This window comes from Halobacteriovorax vibrionivorans, from assembly GCF_003346865.1.
Classification (GTDB): domain Bacteria; phylum Bdellovibrionota; class Bacteriovoracia; order Bacteriovoracales; family Bacteriovoracaceae; genus Halobacteriovorax_A; species Halobacteriovorax_A vibrionivorans.
This window is the reverse complement of sequence record NZ_QDKL01000002.1, coordinates 403,777-427,463: the sequence shown is the minus strand read 5'-3', so window position 1 is coordinate 427,463 and position 23,687 is coordinate 403,777. Positions and strand designations below refer to the sequence as shown.

Sequence of the window (23,687 nt, the reverse complement as noted above, 5' to 3'; positions counted from 1 at the left end):
TTGAGAGGGGTTTAAGGAATCTTTACGCTGTGTTAACAATGTATTGATAATTTAAATAAAAAATCTTGCTATGATTTGAATCAGTATAGAATAGTTTATGAGGTAAATAATGTACGAAGAATTGAGTTTATATGAAGTTGTCATTATCGGAGCTGGCCCTGCTGGGATTAGTTTAGCAACAGAGGCATGTGAGAAAGGAATTTCTCCAAGTAATATTCTCGTTCTTGAAAAGGCCAAGGAGCATTCTTGGGCCATCAGAAAATTCTATCCAGAAGAGAAGATGGTTACGGCCAATTATAAGGGTAATGATGTTTCATGTACTGGACATTTATGTTTAATGGATTCGACAAAGAAAGAAACATTGAGCTATCTCGATAAGGCAATCGCAGATTATAAGCTCAATGTCGTTTATGAGAAGAGCGTTGATGAAATAAAAAAATTAGCAAATGGCCAATATGTTGTTTGCTCTGGTGAAGAATGTTTTGTAACAAAAACAGTTGCAATTGCAATCGGTGTTATGGGACGTCCAAATCGTCCTAGTTATAAAATTCCAAATGAAATAACAAGTAAGGTCCATTTTGATGTAACTAGTAATCTCGTTAAAAATGAGAAAGTCTTAGTTGTTGGTGGTGGGGACTCAGCAAGTGAGTACGCCCAATATCTTGTTCAAAATAAGAATGATGTCACTTTCAGTTATCGTAGAGAATCAATTAGTCGTATGAATGACATTAATCACAAGACACTTCTTGAACTAGGAAAAGATGGATTATGTGATGTTAGGCTAGGAACTGATATTGATTCAGTTGAAGAATCTGATGGAAGAATTCAAGTCAACTTTAAAGATGGAAAGCAAGAAAAGTTTGATCATATTTTTTATGCACTAGGTGGTTCAACACCAAAGAACTTTCTAGAGACTATCGGTATAAAAATGTCTAAAGAAGGTCCAGAAGTTAATGACTTCTTTGAGTCTAAGCAAGAAGGAATCTTTCTATTAGGAGATCTTTCTGCCGGCCGAGGAGGAGGTAGTATTAACCTTGCATTTAATAACTCTCACAAGGCCATGCAAGAGATTTGTGATATGTATCTCGATTGTCCTAAATAATTAATACTTGTTTCAAGTCATGGGCAACTGTAAAATGTTGTGATGAAGGAAACTAATAAATTTCAGGAGAAATATCTCGATTTGCTTATTTATTTATCTTCGAAAAGAAGAGGAATAAAGGCGCGTCTTAAGAAGTCTTTATTGAGACTCAAAAGAGGGCTTGAGCAAGAAGGAGTTGAGACGCGAGAGATGTTTTCCATCTATGGCCGCTATACAAAAGGCTTGGCGACTAAGGAAGAGATGGTCTTGGCCAATAAGCAATTTGTAGAAATCCTAAAGGGGCTTGGAGTAGGGGTTATTTTAGTTCTGCCGTTTGCACCTCTGACTCTTCCTTTTGTCGTAAAACTAGGACAACGTTTAGGTATTGATATCATTCCTTCATCTTTCAGTGATAGAGAAGATTAATTCTGTTACTAATCCTTCTGTTATTTCAAGGAGTTATGCTTTGCTTTTGGTGAGTGAGGCCCAATATAAATAATTGCTGTATATATTTCAGCGTATATTCCTATTTGTCCTGTCTTATTGTACTAAGATTGAATGAATAAAACACTCCTCGCTATTTTATTGGCACAGCTAATCTGTGGAAATACTTTCGCTATAAATATTGCGGGAACAAGTGCTTATTTTGACCAAAAAGAGCTTGAAGAAGTAACTTCAAAATTATCCTCACAGCAGCTTTTTGAATTAGATAATATGTCATTTAGCGATTCTCAATGTGAGTACGAGATCTTAGAAGAGGTTTATCAATTAGATAAGTATTCAAGTCTAAAAGACTCACTCATTTATTTAAGGTCTAATAAGACTATTGATGATACTGAATACCGTCTTTTAAATCGAACAATCAAATCATTTTTAAAATCAAAGAAAGATAAATACCTTTCACCATTTAAATCTAAGGTAGAAGATTTTAATAAGAATGCATTTCATGATTTTTCAAAGCAGATCGAAGGTGGCATTTGTTTGAATATCGCTTTTAAGAACCTAATAGGTGCATTAAAAGTTGAAAAGCCAATAAAGAGTTTTAAGGTTGCTTATCACAAAGGTCTAATTTCAAAGAGAATGTATTGGCAGCTTAAAAGACTGGTACAAGAAGATTATCATAAAGAAGCAAATACATTATCTGATTATCGTAAAAATCAAAACTTTTTAACAAATCAATTTCCTGAACGTCTTGAGATTGAGGGCGTAGACTATATTTCAAAAAGAAGTGAAAAGCGAAAAGCATCTCGTCGTGAAGTTCTACTTTCAAAATATAATCCATTTCAGATTATTTATCTTAGAAGCATGATGGAAAGGCTCTTAAATCGCATTAATGCAGACTTCGTATCGATTAATGTTGTTTTAGACGATGAAGTTGTGGAAGAAATAATTCTCGACCCATTAGAGCAGTATCGTTTTGCTGCAAAGATGATTCGTAAAGAATTAGGGGATTTACAAAACACAAATTTATTCTCATCAACGAATGTATCGTTTGAGGATATCTTGGCCGCTTCTTTTGAAACAGGTTTAGTAAATGGGGAAGATCTAAGTACTCTTGAGACAGTTGAGTACGTTTGGAATCCTAAACTCACAAAAGGTGAAAAGCGAAAGCGTTTTATAAAAAGATATGGAACGATTTTTGTTGCTGCAATTCCTGCTTCTGTTTATTTTGTGAAGGTTTTTGCTCTCGTTGGAATCGAAATGTTAACTGATATTAAAAAGGAGCCAGCTCGTGATCATTCAATGTTCTAAGCTCTTGGTGCTTCTTCTTATTACACAGTTTAGCTTTGCTGCTTTTAAAACAACAGTTTTAACTCGTAATAAAGAAATGGATCTTGTAAAGAAAGAGGTCGTATTCAAAGACATCGACAACCTTGGAAAGTTAGAAGATAAGAGTTTTAAAATAGTTAGAGCCAAGTCTGAAAAACCGATTATTTTATCTGAGCTAAATGATGACTTAGAAAAGATGAGAGCAGCAAGTGTTTACTTTCATCTAAAAAAAGCGAAGAAGTATTTTCTTGATGTTGTTAAGTCTAAGTATGTAAGTGAGTTAGGGCAAATCACAATTAGACTTGGAATTACTAATCAATTTAATTCTATTGGTCACTTTGCTCATGATAACTTAGCTCCTGAGTATAATAATGCTCTTTCAATCCCTCCTGGAGAAGGAAGAGCAAGATTTGGTATTGATCCTTGGCAACATGAGATCTGGTTTAGGCCAGCAAAAGAAGTTAATTTACCTAGTGAAGGATTAAAGAACGACTTCGAACAAACTGCGGCACTATTTAGTGAGTTTCGTACTCAATCTCGATTTGCTAATTTTCAACGATTTGTTGCTGATCTATTTTTATTAAGCGGTGATGAGCTTGTGGATTCTGGACTTAGTATCTTAGGTTCCACGGCAATTATTGAAGCTTCGTTTATAGCGATGAAGCATATATATGGACTCCTTCAGGGAAAGAGTTATTTATTAGATACATCGTTTATTCCTGAAATTGTTTATCATGAGTTCGCTCATATCGCTCTTAGTGACAAGTTAACATTAAGTCATTCTTCTCCGGTTAATGAAGGCATGGCCGATTTCTTTGCCGCTTCAATTGCCAATAGTTCAACACTTGCTGATAAGGTAAAGGACTATGCAAAAAGAGTACGTGAAAAAGATGCATTTAGAGAGCAGACTTATCAATCAGGCTTTGAGTCTAATGCATATGCAAATATTGACTTTGTCTTAGGAGTACTTTGGCAAGTTAGGGAGCTAGATGAACAGAAGAGTCACTCGTATATATATAATATTAGAAATAATTTAACGAGCAGCTCAAATATTAGAGGTGATTTAGTGAAGTCCATTCTTAAGGAATGTCGACGCTCTTGTAAATCTCCGCTTAGTGGCAGAATAAAGCTTCTAAACGCCTATCATGAGATGGGTTTATAAATACATAGATTCGATAAAGAATTGACGTAATATATTTTGTTGGGTATTAACCCATATATTTTAACTAATTATTTAGGGAGATGTTCATGTTTAAGAAATTAGCTGCTGTAGCACTTGTATGCTTCTCGTTTTCAACACTAGCTAATGTTGATGCGAAAATTGCTCCAATCTTTGAAGAGGTTGAGTTTAAATTATCTGTAGAGTGGGATCAAAAAGATCAAGAGTTCTACAATGAAACTGTTAGAAACTTTGAGACTCAATTAGGTGAGTTAAGAGCAGAAGGAGTAAAACCTGCTGACGTTTTAAACTACCTAAAGTCTAATATCAAAGATCAAAAAGTTGCCAATGAACTTTCTAGTCTTGTCGCTTCAATTGATCTTGAAACAATGACTCTTGAAGAATCAAAATCACTAATTCAAGATTATGTAGATGGTATGAAAAATACTGGAGCAAATTACCACGGTCGTTATGGTTATGACTATGGATTCTACTACCTATTCTTTGGTGGAGTAGTATTTTATTACTACTGGTATGCTTATAGCTACACATACTATGATTGTTACTATGATAGATGGGGTTATTACTACTGCTACTAAAATCAAACCGTAAAAATTATGTTAAAAGAGGCCTCCTTTTTAGGAGGCTTTTTTTATTCTTTATTTGCACACTAAGGCATTCAAACATACAATATTTATATGCAAAATAAATATAATGTAACTTATGTATTCTTTGGTTTTCTTTTTCTATTAATTGGATATTTGGTTTGGATGATGGCCAGGCAGATGATTGGACCAATTATTTTTGGCCTTGTTTTAGCCGGTGTCTTTAATCCACTAAAAAATAAAATTATTAGCAAGTGGAAAGTTACAAATTATACCAGCTCCATCCTTACGACTTTGATTATTACATTACTTGTACTAATCCCACTAATATTCTTAGCTCTAGCTCTTAGTAAAGAAGCAGTTTCATTATATCAAAGAATTGTCAGTGCCTTAGCACATCACGAAGTTGATAACTTCTTATTTGGACAAGGGGCCGTCGCTGATTTAATAAGAAGCTTTTCTCAAATGTCTGGTATGGATATCGATATGGATCAAGTTAAGACTGCTGTTTTAAATGCCCTTAAAGGAGCTTCAGGAACAGTGATTTCAAGTATCAATTCGATTATGGGTAATATCATTACTTTTATATTTGATTTGGCGATTATGATGATTGTCGTCTTTGGTATATTCATTGAAGGAAAGCATTTAAAAAATTATATATTTGACCTATCACCACTACCTTCAGACCAAGAACAGAAGATTTTAGAAAAATTTAATCAAATGAATTATGTAACTTTGGTATGTAATGGTGTTGGAGGAGTTATTCAAGGTGTACTTGCAGGTATTGCTCTTTGGTTTACGGGGTTTGAATCCATCGTCTTATGGACAGTTGTCATGGTGTTTTTGGCCTTTGTTCCATTAGTGGGAATATCAATCGTAACGATTCCTGCCAGTTTATATCTTGTACTAACGGGTGATACAGGGGCAGGAGTAGGGCTCTTTATCTTTACTTCTCTGGTTGGACTTATTGTTGAAAATTGGTTTAAACCCAAGTTTATTGGCGACCGAATTAAGATCAACTCTACCTTTGTTCTTCTAACGATTATAGGCGGTATGGGAGTATTTGGTATGGGAGGAATCTTCTATGGTCCAATTATAGGAATTTTATTTCTCACAGTAGTTGAAATATATCATGATCAATATAATTTTGTTGTTGAATAGGAGTTAATATTGGCAACTTACACGACAGTTACTACAGGTAGAGCCGATAATATTGAATTAAATCTTACGGCCGAAAAGAAAGAATCTCTCACAGTTACTCCTCCTCCTCAGTTTCAAGGCGTTGAAGATAAGTGGAGTCCTGAAGATCTTTTTAGTGCGAGTATTTCAAGTTGCTATATACTTACTTTCAAGTCATTTGCACAATTTCAAAAGCTTGCGTGGACCAATATTGAAGTTAAGGCCGATGCACATCTTGAAAAAGTTGAAAAAGGTTTTGCTTTCACAAAAGTGGATATCTATGTAAACCTTGAAATTTGTTGCGAAGGAAATGTCGATCCATATTTAGAGCTACTCTATAAGGCCAAAGATAATTGTCTGGTTACTAAATCTATGAATTGTGAATTTAGCCTACACCCAAAGATTAAGAATACAGCAAAGAAATAAACTACATTCTGCCTTTCAACATTCCATGCCAATACACAAGTGGAAGAATATGGGCCTTTAGAAAGTACATACTCCAGCGAGGCTTAGACTGATCAAAAGGAAAAGTTTCGCAAGGCTTTCCATCGTAATCAAACTCTGCAAGAATCAACTGCCCATATCCTGTAACTATTGGACATGACGTGTAGCCATTATATTCTCTATTAAAGTCAGATCTCTTATTAATAAATTTGACTATATTTTCTGCTACCACAGGTGCTTGTTTTCTAATTGCTGCACCAGTTTTCGCTGTTGGTGCATTAGAAACATCACCCAAAGAGAATACATTTTGATATTTTTGATGTTGGAAAGTATGCTTGTCTACATCAATCCAACCAGTCTCGTCTAAAAGCTTACTATTTATCAAAAAATCTGGTGCTGACATTGGTGGAACAACATGAATAAACGAATATTCTTTTTCAATGAGTTGATTTGTTTGAAGATCTCTAAAGAAGGCTTTTTTATTAATTCCGTCAATTCGCTCTAGGTTTATTTGGAAATGAGTTTTAATATCTCTTTCTTTTATAATCTTCTCAAGTGACTTTTTATATTTCTCAACCCCAAAGATAGCTTGGCCAGGGCTTGTAAATTCTATCTCTACATTATTTCGCTTTCCATGCTTTCTTAAATAGTCTTCAACTAGATACATAATTTTTTGTGGGGCACCACCACACTTTAAAGGAGAGTTAGGAAAAGTAAATAATGCACTACCATGATCAAGCTCTTGTAGGAATTTCCAAGTATAATCAACATATTCATAGCTGTAGTTAGAGCAAACGCCGTCTTTACCCATTGCCTCTTTCAGTCCTTTTATTTGATCCCAGTTTATTTGAATTCCTGGAGCAACAACAAGAATGTCGTATTTTATAATGCCTTCTTTTTCACACTCAACTTCATTTTTATCAGGATTTATTTTAATACAACGATCTTGAATCCAGCTAACTTGGTGGGGCATAACCTCTTTGGTTAACTTTCTAGTTTCTTCTTTTGTTCCAATTCCAGCACCGTTTAGGGTCCAGTAAGGTTGGTAGTAATGATACTTAGAAGGCTCGATAACGGAAATTTCAAAAGATTTATCAAGAGAGTTTCTCAACCTAGCAGCTGTTGTAATACCAGCTGTACCTCCACCAACGATAACTATATTCATTTTTTATCCCTATTATTTTGTTTTAAAAGTTGCCCAAAAATATCCTCGTGTATCACCTGTTTTATAGCCAGTGGCCTTATCTGCAGGATATAGCTTATTAATTCTAGCTGACACTTCAGGTTTTATATTTGAACCGTGGCAGTTTAAACAAAGTGGCATTGTCTTTATTGGTTTTATAATTCCGGATTGATTATTACTAATTCGAACAACGCTATAGCCTTTCTTGTTAGATCCTGATTCGTAAGCATCAATTGTTTCTTTCATCCAATCTTTTACTGTATTATTTGGATTTCTATTTTTTAGACTAACACGTCCGACCTCAATACCTTTCGAATGGTATTTTTTAGTGATGGGCATGGCCTTTGTGTTACAAACCTCTATGGCATTAACTGGAGAGACCTTCATTGCTGATTGAAGCTCTTTTTTTAGTGCCATAGCTGTTTTTTGAATTGCTTCAAGGGCCTCTTTTTGCCCAGCTAGAGTTGAAAACGAAAGTAGTACTAGAAAGATTATTTTTTTCATAAATCTAGAATAGCATAAAAATATATTTATAATTTGATGCGTATCAATATTTGTCTTCTTTTAATCATATTTTTAACATTCTTAGGTATGGATTTTTACAAAGGCTTCACATTCAATCTCATTGATTGATGTTATAATGATTAAAATTTCATTTATCTAAAGGAGAATATATGAGTGATAAATATACACCACCTAAGGTTTGGACTTTTTCAGAAGGTAACGGAGGTGAGTTTGCAAATATTAATCGACCTACAGCTGGTTCGAGAGAAGAAAAGAAGCTCCCACAAGGTGAGCATCAATTTCAATTATATTCACTAGGGACTCCTAATGGAGTTAAAGTAACAATTATGTTCGAGGAGTTACTTGAACTTGGCATTAAAGGGGCCGAATACGATGCATATCTAATAAATATTGGAGAAGGTGATCAATTTGGTTCGGGATTTGTCGATATTAATCCAAACTCTAAAATACCTGCACTTTTAGACAAGAATCATGGTGAAGAAATTAGAGTTTTTGAATCAGGATCAATCCTTGTCTACTTATCTGAGAAATTTGGCAAGTTCCTTCCTAAAGATCCAATAAAAAGAGCGCAAACTTTTAATTGGTTATTTTGGCAAATGGGAAGTGCGCCTTACTTAGGTGGAGGCTTTGGGCATTTCTATGCATATGCCCCTGAAAAATTTGAATATCCTATTGATCGTTTTGCTATGGAAACAAAGAGACAATTAGATGTATTAGACAAACAATTAGCGAATAATAAGTATATTGCAGGAGATGAATATACTATCGCTGATATGGCCATCTTCCCTTGGTATGGGGCACTTGTTAAGGGGAAACTATATGATGCAGCGGAGTTTCTATCTGTACATGAGTATAAGAATGTCATCCGCTGGGCAGATGAATTAATTAAAAGACCTGCTGTACTGCGAGGCCGTGTCGTTAATCGAGCGTGGGGAGATGAAGATCAGCAACTTCATGAACGTCACAGCTCAGCTGATTTTGAAAAAATTAAGTTAGAATATTAAAATATAAATTTGGAGATCACTAAAATTGATAATTTGCTTCAATGCGGTGATCTCCATCTGTTATGTCTACTAAATTACTCCAATTTGCAAAGTAACGTAAGTTGAAGCATGGTGTGAATTGATAGCTTGCTGCAAATTCATGTAAGAGAATATTATCTTTTCCTGGAGCATATGCACTATCTTCATAGAGGTTAGAGCCACTCACAGCAGTTAGCCAAAAGGGATTATAATTTAGCCATATTTTCTCTGTTAACGTAAACTTTCCATACATTCCAATAAGTGCATTAACTCCATAGATAGAGTACCCACTATCAATACTTGAATCATCTTCAACAACATTTTTTCCAAAGTCTACTCCTAGACCTGCCAAAGGATAGAGATTGATAAAATAATACTTTGGTAGCGCTTGAAGAAGCGCATATGATGCACTTCCTGTTCTTTGCGCTAGATAAGATTGTTTAAAGTTATAATTGATATCAATTTGAGCACCACGACCTGTTGTTAAGTCGGCCTTGAAATTTCTAAATCGGAAGCTGTCTAACTTATTGCTTCTTTTTGAAGACTTGTCCCAGCCAAGTTCTTCTCCAAGTGAGCCTTTAAATTCTATTACATTCATCCCCATAAGGTTTTTAATTCCAGTATCGTATGAAATACCTATCTTTAAATTTAAACCTTTATTAGTCGCACCTATACCGGCCTGCGTATAGACCGCTAATGGGTCAGACATGTCCTGAACTTCATTTTTATCTTGTGCAAAGATGAGAGAGGAGAAAAGGAATAGTAATGTAATTGAATACTTATCTTGAATTTTCATATTAAAAGTCTCCATTTTGATCTTTTTGAAATTATAAGTAGGGTGAAGCTTGATTCAAACTTTATTAATTCTTTAAGAAATTTTAATATTCTTAACTTTCTATCATCACCCTCCCACGGTAGCGTTTTATTGCATCGAGAATTAATGTGGGGGGAGCTATAAACTTTAATTCAGAAAATCTATTCAAAATAAATAAGGCCAAGGGAGAGATTGGCTTTCACGTAATCCAAAATGATATAACTTCTATCTATCTTAATATAAGAAAGGAAACGGAAGATATATGTAAGCCTTTAGAGATTGAGGATTATGTTGTTCAGCCTTGTGCAGAAGTAAGTCCACCTAAGTGGCACCTTGCTCATACCACATGGTTTTTTGAAGAGTTTATCTTAGCTAAGTATCTCGATAATTATGAGCGATACAATAAGGGCTATTCTTATTTATTTAACTCATATTATAAATCCGTTGGGAATCACTGGTTGCAAGGGCAGAGGGGACATCTATCTCGTCCTACAGTAAATGAGATTTATGAATATCGTAAGTATGTCGATTTCTATATGTGTGAAGTTTTAACTAATATGGATCCTGTTTCAGAAATTGAATTCTTACTTGAGGTCGGCTTAAATCACGAGCAACAGCACCAAGAATTATTACTAATGGATATCAAATATATATTTGCCATGAATCCTTGTAATCCTGCTTATTACCAGTATTGGCCATTAAAAGTTTTTCGCTCAAGGAATCAGTGGAAAAATGTTGAAGGTGGGATTTATCAAGTAGGCTTTAATGGTCAGGATTTTTCATATGATAATGAAAAACCAAATCATGAAAGAGTGATTCTTTCGTACTCTGTCAGGCAACAATTAATTACTAATAGTGAATATTTAGAGTTCATTAATGATGGTGGTTATGAAGATTTTCGACTGTGGCCAAGTGATGGACACGACTGGGTTAAAGAAAACAAAATAAAAGCACCACTGTATTGGTCTTTAAATGATGGAGAGTGGTTTGAGTATACTCTTGGAGGATTAGGCTTAGTTGATCCAAATGCAAGTGTTTGCCATGTTAGTTACTATGAGGCTTATGCCTTTTCAAAATGGGCCGGCTATCGTTTACCTAGTGAATTTGAATGCGAATTAGGCCTTGATGAAGGACCTCATGAATTGTGGAATTGGACATCTTCTCATTATTCTCCATACCCAGGTTATGAATCATTTCTAGGAAGCCTCGAAGAGTACAATGAGAAATTTATGTGTAATCAATTTGTATTAAGAGGCGGCTGCTTTGGTACTCCAAGTAATCATTATCGAAAAACATATCGTAACTTTTATCGTCCACACCAACGTTGGATGTTTTCAGGAATAAGAATTGCCAAGGATAAGTAATGGAAATATCTAATTTAGTAAATTATGAAAATCATATTAACGACAAAGAACAATTTGCTCTCGATGTGCTTAATGGGCTAAGTCGTGACGAAAAAATGCTATCAACTAAATACTTCTATGATGATAAGGGAAGTGAGTTATTTCAAAAAATAACTAAACATGAAGACTATTACCTAACTCGTACTGAGTACGAAATTTTAAAGCAAGCTAATAAAGAAATTGCTAATATCATTTCAGAAGATGAAGTGGATATTGTTGAACTTGGTGCTGGAGATGGCCATAAAAGTAAATTAATTATTGAAGGATTACTAGAAAGCGGGAAAACAGTAAATTATTATCCTATCGATATATCAGCAGAGGCAATGAAGCAACTTGAACAAGTCATTACTCCTAACGAGAATCTTCAAGTACATGGTGTTGTCGCAGAATACTTTGAAGGACTTCGCTATATTAATGAAAGGTCTAGAAACCGTAAGCTTGTTTTATTTTTGGGATCAAATATTGGAAACTTTAATCGTCATCAAAGTCACTACTTCTTACAGCATATGTGGAATGGACTAGAGGCAAATGATATGGCCCTTATTGGTTTTGACCTTAAAAAAGATGTTGAGAAACTCACGGCCGCTTATAATGATTCTAGTGGGTACACAAAAGAATTTAATCTAAATCTATTAGAGCGTATAAATAAAGAGTTAGGTGGTAATTTTGTACCAGAGAATTTCCAGCATGTAGGAATATTTAATCCAAAAATAGGAGCAATGGAGAGCTACTTGCTTCCAAAGAAGGATCAATCAGTTTATATAAAGTCATTGAAGAAAGCATTTCACTTTGAAGCTTTCGAACCACTACACCTAGAATATTCTTTCAAATATACAAAAGGTGACATTGAAACAATGTGCTTTGATAGTGGTTTTCAAGTCGCAAAACATTTTACTGATAAGAATGAATACTTTATTGACTCATTATGGAGAGTTGTAAAAGCCTAAGCTTTTTTAACTACCGAGCACTTTAAGTACATTGATCCGTGGCCATCAACTTTACATGAGATATCGTGTCCGTTAACAGGATCATCAAGTAAGCGAATATTTTTTACTTTTGTTCCTGACTTGATTGTGGACTTGCCGGCCTTTAGGTCTCTAATCACTGTAACAGAGTCGCCATTTTGTAGCGGGGCCCCATTAACATCAAGGAATTGATGTTCTTGTTCAGTTTCTTCATTGTTAGCATCTAGACTCCATTCATGAAAACATTCAGGGCAATTCCATAATTGTCCATCTGAGTAAGCATATGGAGACTCACATTTTGGGCATTTTTGATTTTCTTCAGTCATGAAATTAGATTAATCCTAACGCCATCGCTTGTAAATATAATAAATATCATAGTGAGCGGTCTGGATAGCCAACACGTCCAGCAAAAGGCAGCTTAAGTGCTGGATCAGCAAAGTCGACACCAAAGTTTAACCCAAGGAGATTGAATTCAATTCCCTCTGCTCTAGCAAATGTTACACCTAAGAGCCCAAAGGCCGATAGGGTGTAGCCAGTGTTTGATGCTGTTGGAGCAATAAATTTATTAGTGCCTAGGTAATCCTTACCAATGGCATGAGGTGGAAGTTCAATATCCAATTCTTCGATATTGCGATTTAGATAGGAAACAAATGTATTTGAGTTTGGTCCAGGCCAAATACGATAAAGATCTTTATACGGATAATTTTCAATTAAAGGCTTTAGTTTTTCAATGATGGTAGAGGCTTTTTTACCTCGTGCCTCAAAGGCTAGGGTTGGTATATTATCAAACCATAAACGATCAGGAAGGTCCTTTTCAATTCTAATGGCGCTACCTTCTCTTCTGATATTCCATGAAGTAACTTGCGCTACAGTGTATTGTTCTTCATCAACTTTCTTCCAAGCAATCCATGGATGAACAGCAAAGTTGCCTCGCCAGGAAAAAGCTCGTGCATAATAGACTTGTACAATATCTTCCTTTAGCTCATTGGCCTTTGGCGCAATTCCTGCACTTTCACGTGATGTCTCTTTCCACGACTTTGATGAACAAGATAAAATTAGAAATAAAAGAGTAAGTGTATTAATCAACTTCATACTAGAGATTATAACATCGTATCCCTCTTGAATTCTACGGTTTAATCATTAATAATATGAATAATTACACAGAATCTGAGGAGCCCTTATGTCTGGAGGACATCACCATCATCACCACCATCACCATGGTGATATGAATGGCAAGAATATCTTAATCGCATTTTTCCTCAATGCTAGTTTTGCTGTGATTGAATTAATAGGCGGCTACTTAACAAATAGTGTGGCCATCTATTCAGATGCTCTCCATGATATCGGAGATAGCCTTGCTCTCTTATTTTCATACTTCGCAGAAAAATTAAGTAAGAAAGAAGCGGATAATCAATTTACTTTCGGTTATCGTCGTTTTTCGATTCTATCGGCACTTATAAATGGCCTAATTCTTTTTTCTGGTAGTATTTTTGTCATTTACGAAGCAGTTCAAAGAATAATGGCACCTGAGCCTGTTCAGGCAATGGGAATGCTATGGTTGGCCTTATTGGGAATTGTGGTGAATGGGGTTGCTGCTTATCGCATGTCTAAGACGAGTGGTCTAAATCAAAAAATGGTTATGTACCATCTATTGGAAGATTTAATGGGGTGGGTGGCCGTTCTTATTGTCAGTGTAATACTTCATTTTAAGCCTTGGTATATTTTAGACTCGATTCTTTCGATCTTGATCTCATTTATTATTCTAAGAGGTGTTTATCATAATCTTAAAAAAGTTGGACTAATATTCCTTCAGCATTTTCCTGATGAAATTGAGATGAATACAATAAAAGAAGAGGTTGAGGCCTTAGAGCTTGTAAAAGATATGCATGCTATAAAAGGTTGGTCATTAGATAATGAATCATTCTATTTAAGATTTCATATTCTTGTTGCGCCGGAAACAAAGGCAAGGGACTTAGACATTTTAAAGCAAAGTATTAAAGAGGTTTTATCTAGTCATCATGTAGTCTATTCCACAATAGAGTTTGAATCTTCAACTGATTGCTGCGAATAATAACTTTCTAAGACCTCTTAAGGTACCACCAGAGTAGGCGATTTAATGGTGCCAATAATCCTTGAAAGAAGTTAAGGCGGTTTTCAACAAATGAAACCACTAAGCATCCTTCATCACTTGCAGTTGCTGGTGCATGAGTATCTTTTTCATCAAATACAGAAAAGTCACCATTACTTAAACGAGTTCCTTCACTGTAATAATAACCATCAACAACATAGCTATATTCACGTCCACTGTGGCCGTGCTCTGGAACAGTTTCTCCTGGTCCCATGTAGATAAAGAAAAGACCACCACCGGCACCTTCTGTAATTTGTGCCACACCGCAATCATTACCGAACTCTTTCCAATTAAGGTTTTTCTCTGCCGCAAAGGCCAATTTTTCAGGTAATTCAAATACCTTATCCCCGAAGTTAATCGTTGCAGTATTTTGCTTGGCTTTAATATTTACAATCGTTTCACTTTCTTCATCTTCTATACGATTAAAGAGGCTTTCAAACGCATCGTCCACTTCATCTTTTTTGATCTCACTATCATCACCAAAAAAGACTTGAGCTTCCTCGTTTGTAAGTGTGGCCATATGTTGTTGGCAGTCCTCACATTCACTTAAGTGAGTTGATATTAGAAGAGAAGCTCCCGCTGGTAACTTAGCGTTAACATAGTCTCTTATTAAATTTGTGTCAGGATGATAAAGCTTATTCACTTCTCCTCCATTAGTAATTTTAAGTTTTTAATAGCTAGTCTTACCCGTGATTTTACTGTCCCCAGGGGGATGTCACGCATGTGAGCAAATTCCGACTGAGTTAGTCCTTCTCGGTATATACCGTAGAGAACATCCTGCTGATCTTGAGAGAGTTTAGTTATCATTTCTTGAGTTTGCGCTCTTTGATAAATCTCTTCAATTTCATGCGTAGAATCAAGTGTGTGAATATTTTCATCAAAAACATCATCAGCACTTATGATTGCTAAAGGATCACGGCTTTGTTTTCTTAAATAGTCATATTTTGTATTTCTTATTATTGTAAATAGCCAAGTATTAACATTGGCCAATTCTGGAGAGTATGAGGAAGACTTCTTCCAAACCTTTAGCATGGCCTCTTGAGAAAGCTCTGCGCAAACTTCCTTTGATAATCCAGCTTTAAGGAGGTAGTTCATCGCCTTTGGGTAATAGAAATCAAATAGCTTCTTAAAAGCATGTCTTGATTTTTCCTGAGCGATTTCTCGAATCAAGTTTTCTAATTCAGTTAGGCCCAATTGCACTTTGTGATGTCTCCTAATAATAGGAATTAGTCTATCACATCTGAGTCCTAAATTCGCTAAAACTTGATCCTGCATATTTATTACTCTCATATTATTCATTACGAGATGAATCAAAAAATGGATCACATTAAAGTTGATTTTTTCTTATTTAATATAAAAGACTGGGGGTAAGTTGTTAAAATTACATTGTTTTGTGCTTTTTTTCTTATTTAACTGATCTATTTCTAAGCCTTATGCGTACTAATAGGCATAAGGATAACTGACTTAAAAAGGATCAAACGTGTTTGAAAGTATACTGATTATCACAGCGCTGCTTCTAGTCTACTTTACGATTGGCTGGTACATCTCTTTTCGAGTTAAGGTATTTGCTTACTTAGACTTTTATTGGTGCTCAAGCTTCTTTCTAATTATGGGAGTTTTATATTTTAACTACCCAGAGGGTCAAAACTTCTTTGAAAACTTAAATGCTATTGTGCTATTTTGTCTCTACGGAATCTGGTCTGCACGCTTAAGCACACATCTCTTTACTCGAATAAGACAAACGGGAGAAGATAAACGTTATATAGAGTTAAAGAAAAAGTGGAAAGTCATGTATGGAGTCTATCTCTATGGGCTATTTGTTGGTGAGGCCTTATTAAATGTTGTCTTAGCTATCCCTCTCTACTTAGCGATAGTGAATCCAACTTTTGATATATCAAATTACTTTGGAATTTTAATTTTTACCATTGCAATTATTGGGGAGCTAATCGCTGACTCTCAGCTTAAAAGGTTTGTTTCCAATAAAGAAAATCGTGGAAAAGTCTGTGATATCGGTCTTTGGAAATACTCAAGACATCCAAATTATTTTTTTGAAACATTAATCTGGGCCGGCTTTGGGGTATATGGACTTAGTTCAGCACCTATTTCATTTATCGGTTTAATACCGTATTTGATCATGCTTTATCTTATTACTTCAGTAACAGGAGTACCTCCGGCAGAGGAGTCTTCATTAAAGTCTAAGGGTGATCTTTACCGTAAATACCAAGAAAGAACGAACCGCTTTCTACTTTGGTTTCCAAAGGTGAACACAATAATTATTTTAATGACAAGTTTATTACTAATAGGAGGCAATGTGGATATGGCATACGCGCAAGATGATAATGCACAAACGAAATCTCAGGCCCAACGAATAGAGAAGGTCTTTAATGAATTAAGAGCTGATAACGTCGATATTCTTGATAACTTCTATGCTCCTAATGCTCTATTTATTGACCCTATTGGACGCCATAAGGGAATCGATGAAGTTAAGGGATATTACAAAGGTATTTATGAAGGTGTAACTGATATCAAATTTGAGTTCTCGGATATTATCTCAAATGGTTCTAATCATGTGGGAGTATGGAAAATGATTTTGAGAACTCCAAATCTAAACTCAGGAAAACCAGTTATTCTTCATGGAAACTCAGTCATAAAGTTTAATGAAAATGGACTTGTAAGCTATCACCGCGACTATTTTGATATGGGTGAATTTATATATGAACATATTCCTGTTCTCGGATCAGTCACAAAGTACATTAAGAAAAGGCTGAAGGGGGAGTAGTGAAAATAGCAATCATTGGTTCTGGTATTTCTGGTTTAACATGTGCATACAAACTTTCAAGTAAGCACGACGTTACTCTATTTGAGGCCAATGATTATCTTGGTGGGCACACTCATACTCACGATATTGAGCTAGATGGTGAAAAACATCGTGTTGATACTGGGTTTATCGTCTTTAATAAAAAGACTTATCCAAACTTTCTAAAACTTCTTGAAGAATTAGATGTTGCCTATAAACCGACATCCATGAGCTTTAGTGTCAGCTGTGATAAAACTGGTCTTGAGTACAATGGAACCTCATTTAACACTCTATTTGCTCAGCGATTAAACTTTTTAAGACCGAAATTCTATTCAATGCTAAAGGGAATAATTGACTTTAATAAGAAGGCCAAGGATTTTCTCTCTAATGATAATGGAGATATCTCTCTTCAAGCATTTTTTGAATCACGAAAAGTTAAAGATAGCGTCATTGAATATTATATTGTTCCTATGATGGCCGCGGTATGGTCGACTGACCCAAGAGATGTATGGCAATTTCCTGCTAAATTCGTACTAAGGTTTTTTGAAAATCACGGCTTCCTAGAGGTTGATGATCGTCCGCAGTGGTATGTAATTGATGGAGGATCAAATTCATATATTGATAAAATGCTTCCACATTTTAAGGATAGTGTTAGATTAAATACTCCCGTTCAAAAAGTTATTCGTCATGATGATCACATTGTTGTGGAAACAAAAAATGGGAGCGAAAAATTTGATCATGTTATTTTTGCAACACATAGTGATGTTTCATTAAAGATTTTAGATGCTCCAACACAAAAAGAGAGCGAGGTTCTTTCTTCAATTCCTTATATTGCTAATCCAACATACCTACACTTAGATCGAAGTTTTCTTCCAAAGAAGAAGCTTGCTTGGGCCGCATGGAATTATCAACTTCCTATTGAAAGAAAAGTAGGGGCCACAGTGACATATAATATGAATATCTTACAAGAGTTAAAGAGTAAGAATTTGTTCAATGTCACTCTAAACCCATATCGAAAAATAGATGAGAAGAAAATACTTAAAAAAATGGATTATATGCATCCATTATTCTCTCTCGAGGGGATGAAGGCACAAGAAAGTTGGAAAGATATAAGTGGGAAGAATCGTACTCACTATTGTGGAGCATATTGGCGTAATGGCTTTCACGAAGATGGTGTTTTCAGTGCTCTTCGTGTTGTAGAGGAACTGGAGAAGATATGAAAAGCTGCCTCTACGAAGGAGAAGTCCTTCATAACCGTTATTCACCTAAAGAGCATAACTTCAAGTATAAGTTATTTCTGAGCTATATTGATTTAGATGAACTTGATGAAGTCTTTTCTAAATCAAAGTTTTGGTCTCTTGAAAAGTTGAACTTTATTTCTTTTCGAAGAAGAGATTACCATGGCGATAAGTCAAAACCACTGAAAGAAGAAGTATTTAACACTGTTGAAAACAAGATTGGTAGAAGACCAAATGGGCCAGTAAGACTTTTAACAAATTTACGCTTCTTTGGTTATTGTTTTAACTCAGTGAGCTTTTACTATTGTTATAAAGAGGATGGGGAGACGCTTGATGCCTTAATGGCAGAAATTGAAAATACTCCTTGGGGTGAGCGTTATTGTTATGTCTTTGATGGAGAGGAAGTAAATGATAAATCATTAAAAATTAAGCTTGATAAGAAATTTCATATCTCACCATTTTTCCCAATGGATATTAAATATATTTGGGAATTCTTTGTGCCATCGAATTCTCTTAGAATTCATATGACAAGCTTGGATAAAGGCAGTGCAGTCTTCTATGCAGGACTTCAGTTAAAACGGGTTAATATTTCATCTCGTTCTTTAAATCGAATGCTTTTTAAACATCCGCTAATGACTTTTAAAATGATATTTGGAATATATTTTCAAGCATTAAGACTATGGATGAAAAGAATTCCATTCTTTGATCATCCAAACCCAGACAGTCGTAAATCAATAATCTCAGATAAAAATAAGGAAGGTGTATTATGAAACCAGACTATAAAACTCTTCAGAAATACCCTGAAGTACAAGCGCTATCAAACTATGGTTTTTTAACAAGATCCATTAGAAAGCTAATACTTAAATCATTAGATGATCTTCAATATGGACGTCTTAAGATTATTGAACAAGATATCACTACTGAGGTTGGTAAAGGTGATATCCTTGTTAATGCTGAAATCAAGGTCAATGATCCTTCTTTCTTTGTTGATGTTTTCACTAAAGGATCAATAGGTGCAGCAGAGTCTTATATTCTTAAGAAATGGGACACTGATGATCTTGATAATGTTATGAGACTATTTGCTTTAAATAAGTCTACACTCAGTCAAGTGGACTCAGGCCTTGTTAATCTTCTAAAGCCTGCAAGGCTAATTGAGTATTGGCAAGACAGGAATACGATTGATGGTTCAAAGAAGAATATTAAAGCGCACTATGATCTTCCAGATGAGCTTTTTGAACACTTTTTAGATGAATCAATGATGTACTCATCTGCATTTTTTGAAAACGAAGAATCAACACTAGAGGAGGCACAGCAAGCAAAGCTTAAGCTAATCGCAGAGCGCCTCGATATACGAGCTGAAAATCGTATTCTTGAGATTGGTTCTGGTTGGGGTGCATTGGCGATTTATCTTGCAAAGAATTATGACTGCCACGTTACGACGACAACAATATCAGATAATCAGTATCGTGTAACAAAAGAGAGAATTGCTAAAGAAGGTTTAGAAGATAAGATCACTTTATTGAAAGATGATTATCGTCTTCTAAAAGGTGAGTATGATCGTGTTGTATCAATCGAAATGATTGAAGCAGTAGGTGAGCAGTTTTTAGATAGTTATACGCAAAAGATATCTGATCTTTTAGTTGAGGATGGGCTGGCCCTACTTCAGATCATTACAATTAACGATCAAGAATATGACCGTGCCGTAAAGGAATTAGACTTCATTAAAAAGTTTATTTTCCCTGGAAGCTTTATTCCTTCAATTCATGCTGTTCTTTCATCATTTAAGTCTACTTCAGATATGCGTTTATATAATCAAGTGGACTTTACATCACATTATGCAAGAACTCTTGAGGAATGGAAAAAACGTTTTAATACAAATACTCATGAAATCCCAAAACTTGGAGAAGATGAGGAATTTATAAGATTATGGAACTTTTACTTCTCATATTGCATCGGTGGATTCCATGAAAGGGCCATTGGTGTTTCTCATTTAACTTTTGGAAAACCACTTTATCGTAACTAAGGAGAATATATGTCATTTTTAATGAATGCTGCTGAAAGAGGTTATATTCCTGATCCGTTAATTCGTGTAGGAATTAGAAAGCTAATTAAGCAAAGACAAGACGAAATTTATGAGAACTTCAGTTTTCATCGAGATGGCATCTTAGGTGAGCTTAATTCATCTGTTATCGCTCAAGATACAGATAAGGCCAATGAACAACATTATGAGTTACCAGCTGGTTTCTTTGAGTTAGTTCTTGGTAAAAATTTAAAGTATTCAAGTTCTCTTTTTGAAAGAGGAGTAAAGACTCTTGATGAAGCAGAAGAAGCGATGCTTGAACTTTATTGTAAAAGAGCGCAACTTGAAGATGGAATGGATATTCTTGAACTTGGCTGTGGATGGGGTTCTTTAACTCTATATCTAGCAAAAAAGTATCCAAATTCAAAAGTTACGGCCATTTCAAATTCATCGTCTCAACGTGAATTTATTGAATCGAAGGCAAAGAGTCGTGGGCTTAGTAATTTAAAGATATTAACGCAAGATATGAATACTTTTAGTATCGATAAGCAATTTGATCGTATTGTTTCAATTGAAATGTTTGAGCATATGAGAAATTATAATGTTCTTTTTGAAAAGGTTGCTAGTTGGCTAAAGGATGATGGTAAGGTCTTCATTCATATCTTCTGTCATAAGAGTGCTTCATACTTTTTTGAAACTGAGGGTGATGATAACTGGATGGGGAAGTATTTCTTCACTGGTGGTGTCATGCCAAGTTTTGACCTTTTTGAAAGAGTGCAAGATTCACTTTCTTTAGAAGAGAAGTGGAAAGTAAATGGTAAGCATTATCAAGAAACTTCAGAAGCTTGGTTTAAAAATATGGATAAACATGAAAAAGCTCTCATGAATGTTCTTGCTGATACTTATGGAGCAGAAGATGCAAAATTATGGTTTGAAAGATGGAAAATCTTCTTTGCCTCTTGTGCTGAACTCTTTGGTCATAATAATGGAGATGAGTGGTTTGTTGGCCACTTCTTATTCAATAAGAAATTAGTTAGGGCCTCAGAGTAAAACGGAGCTAGTATGTATTTTGCGATAGGATTTCTATTTATTCATTGGTATTTATCGTTATTTTGCCAGTCATTTTACTTGCATCGCTATATTTCTCACGATCAATGTAAGATGTCGCGTGGTTGGGATCGATTCTTTTTGATACTCACGATCTTATCGCAAGGTCCAAGCTTTCTTCGCCCTCAACATTACAAAACTTTACATATGCAGCATCATATTCATTCGGATCTAGAGGGAGACCCTCATTCTCCTGTTGTTAGTAAGAATATTGTCGATATGATGTTACATACATACCGTAAGTACATGAGTGTAAAAACGCAACGTGAAACTTTTCCCAAAATTGTTGCTATTGCTGACTCTATTCCCGTCAGATCTCTCTTTGTTGTGTTTTACGCACTCATGTACTTACTTTTTACAGATTCTCTTTGGTTTTTACTTCTTGTTCCTATCCATAGTTTACTTGGTCCAATACACGGGGCCATTGTGAATTGGTGTGGCCATAAGTACGGTTATCGAAACCATGATCTCGATGATCATTCAAAGAATACTTTAATTATAGATTTCCTTATGATGGGTGAGTTATATCAAAATAATCATCATGCTAAAGAAAATAGCATAAACTTTGCGACTAATTCATTTGAGCTAGACTTTACTTATCTCACTTTAATTCCATTGAGGAAAATAGGAGTCATTCAATATGAATAAGTTATTAATATTAGTTTTATTATTTCCTATGCTTGTAATGGCCAAAATTGATAAGGACTTTAAGCTCGTTGGAGAAGGTGTTCTTTCATATTACTTCTGGGATGTATATAAAGTTAGTTATTTTAAAAGTATTGTCTCAGATGATGAATTAATTAAGATTACTTACTTAAGAGATGTAGAGCGTAAACATTCTCAAGCTGGTTGGGATGAATCCCTAGGTAAACTTAAAGGGGTTGAAAAACAATTAGAATGGTTAAAGAATAATGCCGTTGATGTTAAAGAAGGCGATGTTTTGGCAATATATAAACTAAACGGTTCAGATGTTATTATTCAAAAGAATGGAGAAACCATTTCTTCTAAAAAAGATGATAAGAAGTTATTCTCAATTGTGCATTCTCCATGGATTGGCCCACAAAGTGTTGATGAGGACTTAAAAGAGAAATTGATAAAAGGGAAGTAGTTCTTCCCTTTTAACTATTCTTCTTTAATTCGTTAAAATAAATATCTTTATTTGTTGTAAAGTTTATTTCATCACCATAATCATCAGTTAAGCGACTCAGAAAATTATCTAGTTTGTGAAAGTTCTCTTGGGCAGTTTCCTGGTGAGAATTAATAACTAAATACATATCTTCATTGGCGTTATAGTGATCAGTTATTGCTGCAAGGTGATCATCAATAGTCTGCTCTTTCCAATAATCAATGGCCCCTAGGTTATTAGGAATTTCAAAAAGACTTCCGCAGAAGTTTTGAAGATAATATGGACGAGATAGAACATTCAATTCTCCCCAAATGAGGGAAATATAGCGTTGGAGATTGTCTCCTTCCCAAGAGCTTCCATTCAGTAGGTTGTAATTTGTTGCAGAACTTTCAATTGGTATACCTGTTTCAACAAGTGCTTCCCAAACTCTTTCATCAGACATCCATCCGCCAGCTCTAAAAGAATGAATGGCATCAAATCCGTTACTCTTTAATTTCTCTAGTGAATATTGGATCATGGCCTTTACTTCATCTTTGTTATAAGCAACAAGCATTACTTCCTGGCCATTCATATCGCCAGCATTGTAATCACCGTATTTGCTAAAGCATGGCGCCATTCTTGGCATAACACCTGCCGCTTGTACAAAGTGGCGAGGGGTATGGAGATGTAGACCAATTTCATCGTCTTGAGAGATAACAGACTTCATTGTTTTGTTGATATCCATATTTTCAAGACGTTTATTGGTGTAATAAGCGGCATTCTTGTAATGAACAATAGGTGCATTCCATTTTTGTTTGAACTGACTAATGGCCGAAAGGTTCTTATGCTCTAAAGAGATACCTTCCCAGTCCATGCTAATAATAAGATTGATCGCCATACAAATACCTACCAATACCTTTAGAGTTTTAAGATTTCGCAGTCCTATTTGTATGAAAAGGGAAGTTTTGTAAACCAAAATTGTAAAATGAATAAAAAATTTTATTTTATTTTCAGGTGAATATTTGACCATGAAAAAAAGTAAAAAGATTTTATCTAATAAAAGTGTCTAAAAATGAGGAGGAGAGAGAGAAGTTTGTTATTCATAAGAAATTAGTGGTTTTGTATGTAAATTTTAATCCTTG

Annotated in this window: 26 protein-coding genes; 18 read left to right on the top strand and 8 right to left on the bottom strand. The window is 35.0% G+C overall.

Annotated features, from left to right (window positions below; genetic code table 11):
* The first annotated feature begins 109 nt into the window (after positions 1-109).
* From DAY19_RS07830 to DAY19_RS07800, 7 genes are all read left to right on the top strand, one after another.
* Positions 110-1,102 carry an NAD(P)-binding domain-containing protein gene (locus DAY19_RS07830; protein ID WP_115361107.1) on the top strand — a complete coding sequence of 331 codons (993 nt, stop codon included), beginning with the start codon at positions 110-112 and terminating at the stop codon, positions 1,100-1,102.
* Positions 1,103-1,144: 42 nt separating this feature from the next.
* Positions 1,145-1,507, top strand: coding sequence for a hypothetical protein (locus DAY19_RS07825; protein WP_115361105.1), 363 nt, complete (start codon positions 1,145-1,147; stop codon positions 1,505-1,507).
* A gap of 132 nt (positions 1,508-1,639) precedes the next feature.
* On the top strand, positions 1,640-2,833 hold the full coding sequence (locus tag DAY19_RS07820; RefSeq protein ID WP_115361103.1) for a hypothetical protein: 1,194 nt from the start codon (positions 1,640-1,642) through the stop codon (positions 2,831-2,833).
* Positions 2,814-4,013, top strand: a complete 1,200-nt coding sequence (locus tag DAY19_RS07815) for a hypothetical protein (protein WP_115361101.1) — start codon at positions 2,814-2,816, stop codon at positions 4,011-4,013. The genes DAY19_RS07820 and DAY19_RS07815 overlap by 20 nt, the downstream gene beginning before the upstream one ends.
* An 86-nt stretch (positions 4,014-4,099) precedes the next feature.
* Positions 4,100-4,609 (top strand): hypothetical protein, encoded by a 510-nt coding sequence (locus DAY19_RS07810; protein ID WP_115361099.1) that lies wholly within the window; start codon positions 4,100-4,102, stop codon positions 4,607-4,609.
* Between the two features lie 99 nt (positions 4,610-4,708).
* Positions 4,709-5,776: an AI-2E family transporter gene (locus DAY19_RS07805; protein WP_115361097.1), complete on the top strand. Its 1,068-nt coding sequence runs from the start codon at positions 4,709-4,711 to the stop codon at positions 5,774-5,776.
* Between the two features lie 9 nt (positions 5,777-5,785).
* Entirely contained in the window at positions 5,786-6,220 is a 435-nt protein-coding gene (locus DAY19_RS07800; protein WP_158536839.1) for an OsmC family protein, read from the top strand.
* Between the two features lies 1 nt (position 6,221).
* Here the strand turns inward: DAY19_RS07800 and DAY19_RS07795 are convergent, their stop codons facing one another.
* Together DAY19_RS07795 and DAY19_RS07790 are read right to left on the bottom strand one after the other, a co-directional pair.
* Positions 6,222-7,403, bottom strand: a complete 1,182-nt coding sequence (locus DAY19_RS07795; protein ID WP_115361093.1) for an NAD(P)/FAD-dependent oxidoreductase — start codon at positions 7,401-7,403, stop codon at positions 6,222-6,224.
* A 12-nt stretch (positions 7,404-7,415) separates the two neighbouring features.
* Positions 7,416-7,925, bottom strand: coding sequence for a Tll0287-like domain-containing protein (locus tag DAY19_RS07790; RefSeq protein WP_115361091.1), 510 nt, complete (start codon positions 7,923-7,925; stop codon positions 7,416-7,418).
* A gap of 170 nt (positions 7,926-8,095) precedes the next feature.
* Between DAY19_RS07790 and yghU the strand changes: the two genes are divergently transcribed.
* On the top strand, positions 8,096-8,950 hold the full coding sequence (gene yghU / locus DAY19_RS07785; protein WP_115361090.1) for a glutathione-dependent disulfide-bond oxidoreductase: 855 nt from the start codon (positions 8,096-8,098) through the stop codon (positions 8,948-8,950).
* A 19-nt stretch (positions 8,951-8,969) separates the two neighbouring features.
* Here the strand turns inward: yghU and DAY19_RS07780 are convergent, their stop codons facing one another.
* Positions 8,970-9,764 carry a hypothetical protein gene (locus DAY19_RS07780; RefSeq protein ID WP_115361088.1) on the bottom strand — a complete coding sequence of 265 codons (795 nt, stop codon included), beginning with the start codon at positions 9,762-9,764 and terminating at the stop codon, positions 8,970-8,972.
* A gap of 146 nt (positions 9,765-9,910) precedes the next feature.
* Here DAY19_RS07780 and egtB point away from each other — a divergent pair, with 146 nt between their 5' ends.
* A complete protein-coding gene (gene egtB, locus DAY19_RS07775; protein WP_199506633.1) occupies positions 9,911-11,146 on the top strand; it encodes an ergothioneine biosynthesis protein EgtB in 1,236 nt (411 codons plus the stop codon).
* On the top strand, positions 11,146-12,132 hold the full coding sequence (egtD, locus tag DAY19_RS07770; RefSeq protein WP_115361086.1) for an L-histidine N(alpha)-methyltransferase: 987 nt from the start codon (positions 11,146-11,148) through the stop codon (positions 12,130-12,132). Before egtB ends, egtD begins: the two co-directional genes overlap by 1 nt.
* Here the strand turns inward: egtD and DAY19_RS07765 are convergent.
* Positions 12,129-12,476 carry a zinc ribbon domain-containing protein YjdM gene (locus DAY19_RS07765; RefSeq protein ID WP_115361084.1) on the bottom strand — a complete coding sequence of 116 codons (348 nt, stop codon included), beginning with the start codon at positions 12,474-12,476 and terminating at the stop codon, positions 12,129-12,131. The genes egtD and DAY19_RS07765 overlap by 4 nt on opposite strands.
* Positions 12,477-12,522: 46 nt before the next feature.
* A complete protein-coding gene (locus DAY19_RS07760; RefSeq protein WP_115361082.1) occupies positions 12,523-13,242 on the bottom strand; it encodes a DUF3750 domain-containing protein in 720 nt (239 codons plus the stop codon).
* 88 nt (positions 13,243-13,330) lie between these two features.
* Between DAY19_RS07760 and DAY19_RS07755 the strand changes: the two genes are divergently transcribed.
* Positions 13,331-14,221 carry a cation diffusion facilitator family transporter gene (locus DAY19_RS07755; RefSeq protein WP_115361080.1) on the top strand — a complete coding sequence of 297 codons (891 nt, stop codon included), beginning with the start codon at positions 13,331-13,333 and terminating at the stop codon, positions 14,219-14,221.
* Positions 14,222-14,228: 7 nt separating this feature from the next.
* On the opposite strand, the gene DAY19_RS07750 is transcribed toward DAY19_RS07755, so the two are convergent.
* The gene (locus DAY19_RS07750; protein ID WP_115361078.1) at positions 14,229-14,921 is read right to left on the bottom strand and encodes a cupin domain-containing protein; all 693 of its coding nucleotides are present in this window, start codon (positions 14,919-14,921) and stop codon (positions 14,229-14,231) included.
* Positions 14,918-15,478: a sigma-70 family RNA polymerase sigma factor gene (locus DAY19_RS07745; protein WP_158536838.1), complete on the bottom strand. Its 561-nt coding sequence runs from the start codon at positions 15,476-15,478 to the stop codon at positions 14,918-14,920. The genes DAY19_RS07750 and DAY19_RS07745 overlap by 4 nt, the downstream gene beginning before the upstream one ends.
* Positions 15,479-15,758: 280 nt before the next feature.
* Between DAY19_RS07745 and DAY19_RS07740 the strand changes: the two genes are divergently transcribed.
* From DAY19_RS07740 to DAY19_RS07710, 7 genes are read left to right on the top strand one after another with little or no spacing between them, the layout of a single operon-like run.
* Entirely contained in the window at positions 15,759-17,057 is a 1,299-nt protein-coding gene (locus tag DAY19_RS07740; protein WP_115361075.1) for a DUF1295 domain-containing protein, read from the top strand.
* Positions 17,057-18,295, top strand: a complete 1,239-nt coding sequence (locus DAY19_RS07735) for an NAD(P)/FAD-dependent oxidoreductase (RefSeq protein ID WP_115361072.1) — start codon at positions 17,057-17,059, stop codon at positions 18,293-18,295. Before DAY19_RS07740 ends, DAY19_RS07735 begins: the two co-directional genes overlap by 1 nt.
* On the top strand, positions 18,292-19,083 hold the full coding sequence (locus DAY19_RS07730) for a DUF1365 domain-containing protein (protein ID WP_115361071.1): 792 nt from the start codon (positions 18,292-18,294) through the stop codon (positions 19,081-19,083). The genes DAY19_RS07735 and DAY19_RS07730 overlap by 4 nt, the downstream gene beginning before the upstream one ends.
* Entirely contained in the window at positions 19,080-20,336 is a 1,257-nt protein-coding gene (locus DAY19_RS07725) for an SAM-dependent methyltransferase (RefSeq protein ID WP_115361069.1), read from the top strand. The genes DAY19_RS07730 and DAY19_RS07725 overlap by 4 nt, the downstream gene beginning before the upstream one ends.
* 9 nt (positions 20,337-20,345) lie before the next feature.
* The gene (locus tag DAY19_RS07720) at positions 20,346-21,383 is read left to right on the top strand and encodes an SAM-dependent methyltransferase (RefSeq protein WP_115361067.1); all 1,038 of its coding nucleotides are present in this window, start codon (positions 20,346-20,348) and stop codon (positions 21,381-21,383) included.
* Between the two features lie 12 nt (positions 21,384-21,395).
* The gene (locus DAY19_RS07715; protein WP_115361066.1) at positions 21,396-22,088 is read left to right on the top strand and encodes a fatty acid desaturase; all 693 of its coding nucleotides are present in this window, start codon (positions 21,396-21,398) and stop codon (positions 22,086-22,088) included.
* Positions 22,081-22,548 carry a chalcone isomerase family protein gene (locus tag DAY19_RS07710; protein WP_115361064.1) on the top strand — a complete coding sequence of 156 codons (468 nt, stop codon included), beginning with the start codon at positions 22,081-22,083 and terminating at the stop codon, positions 22,546-22,548. The genes DAY19_RS07715 and DAY19_RS07710 overlap by 8 nt, the downstream gene beginning before the upstream one ends.
* Before the next feature lie 10 nt (positions 22,549-22,558).
* Here the strand turns inward: DAY19_RS07710 and DAY19_RS07705 are convergent, their stop codons facing one another.
* Positions 22,559-23,443, bottom strand: coding sequence for a polysaccharide deacetylase family protein (locus DAY19_RS07705; protein WP_115361063.1), 885 nt, complete (start codon positions 23,441-23,443; stop codon positions 22,559-22,561).
* Positions 23,444-23,687: the final 244 nt, after the last annotated feature.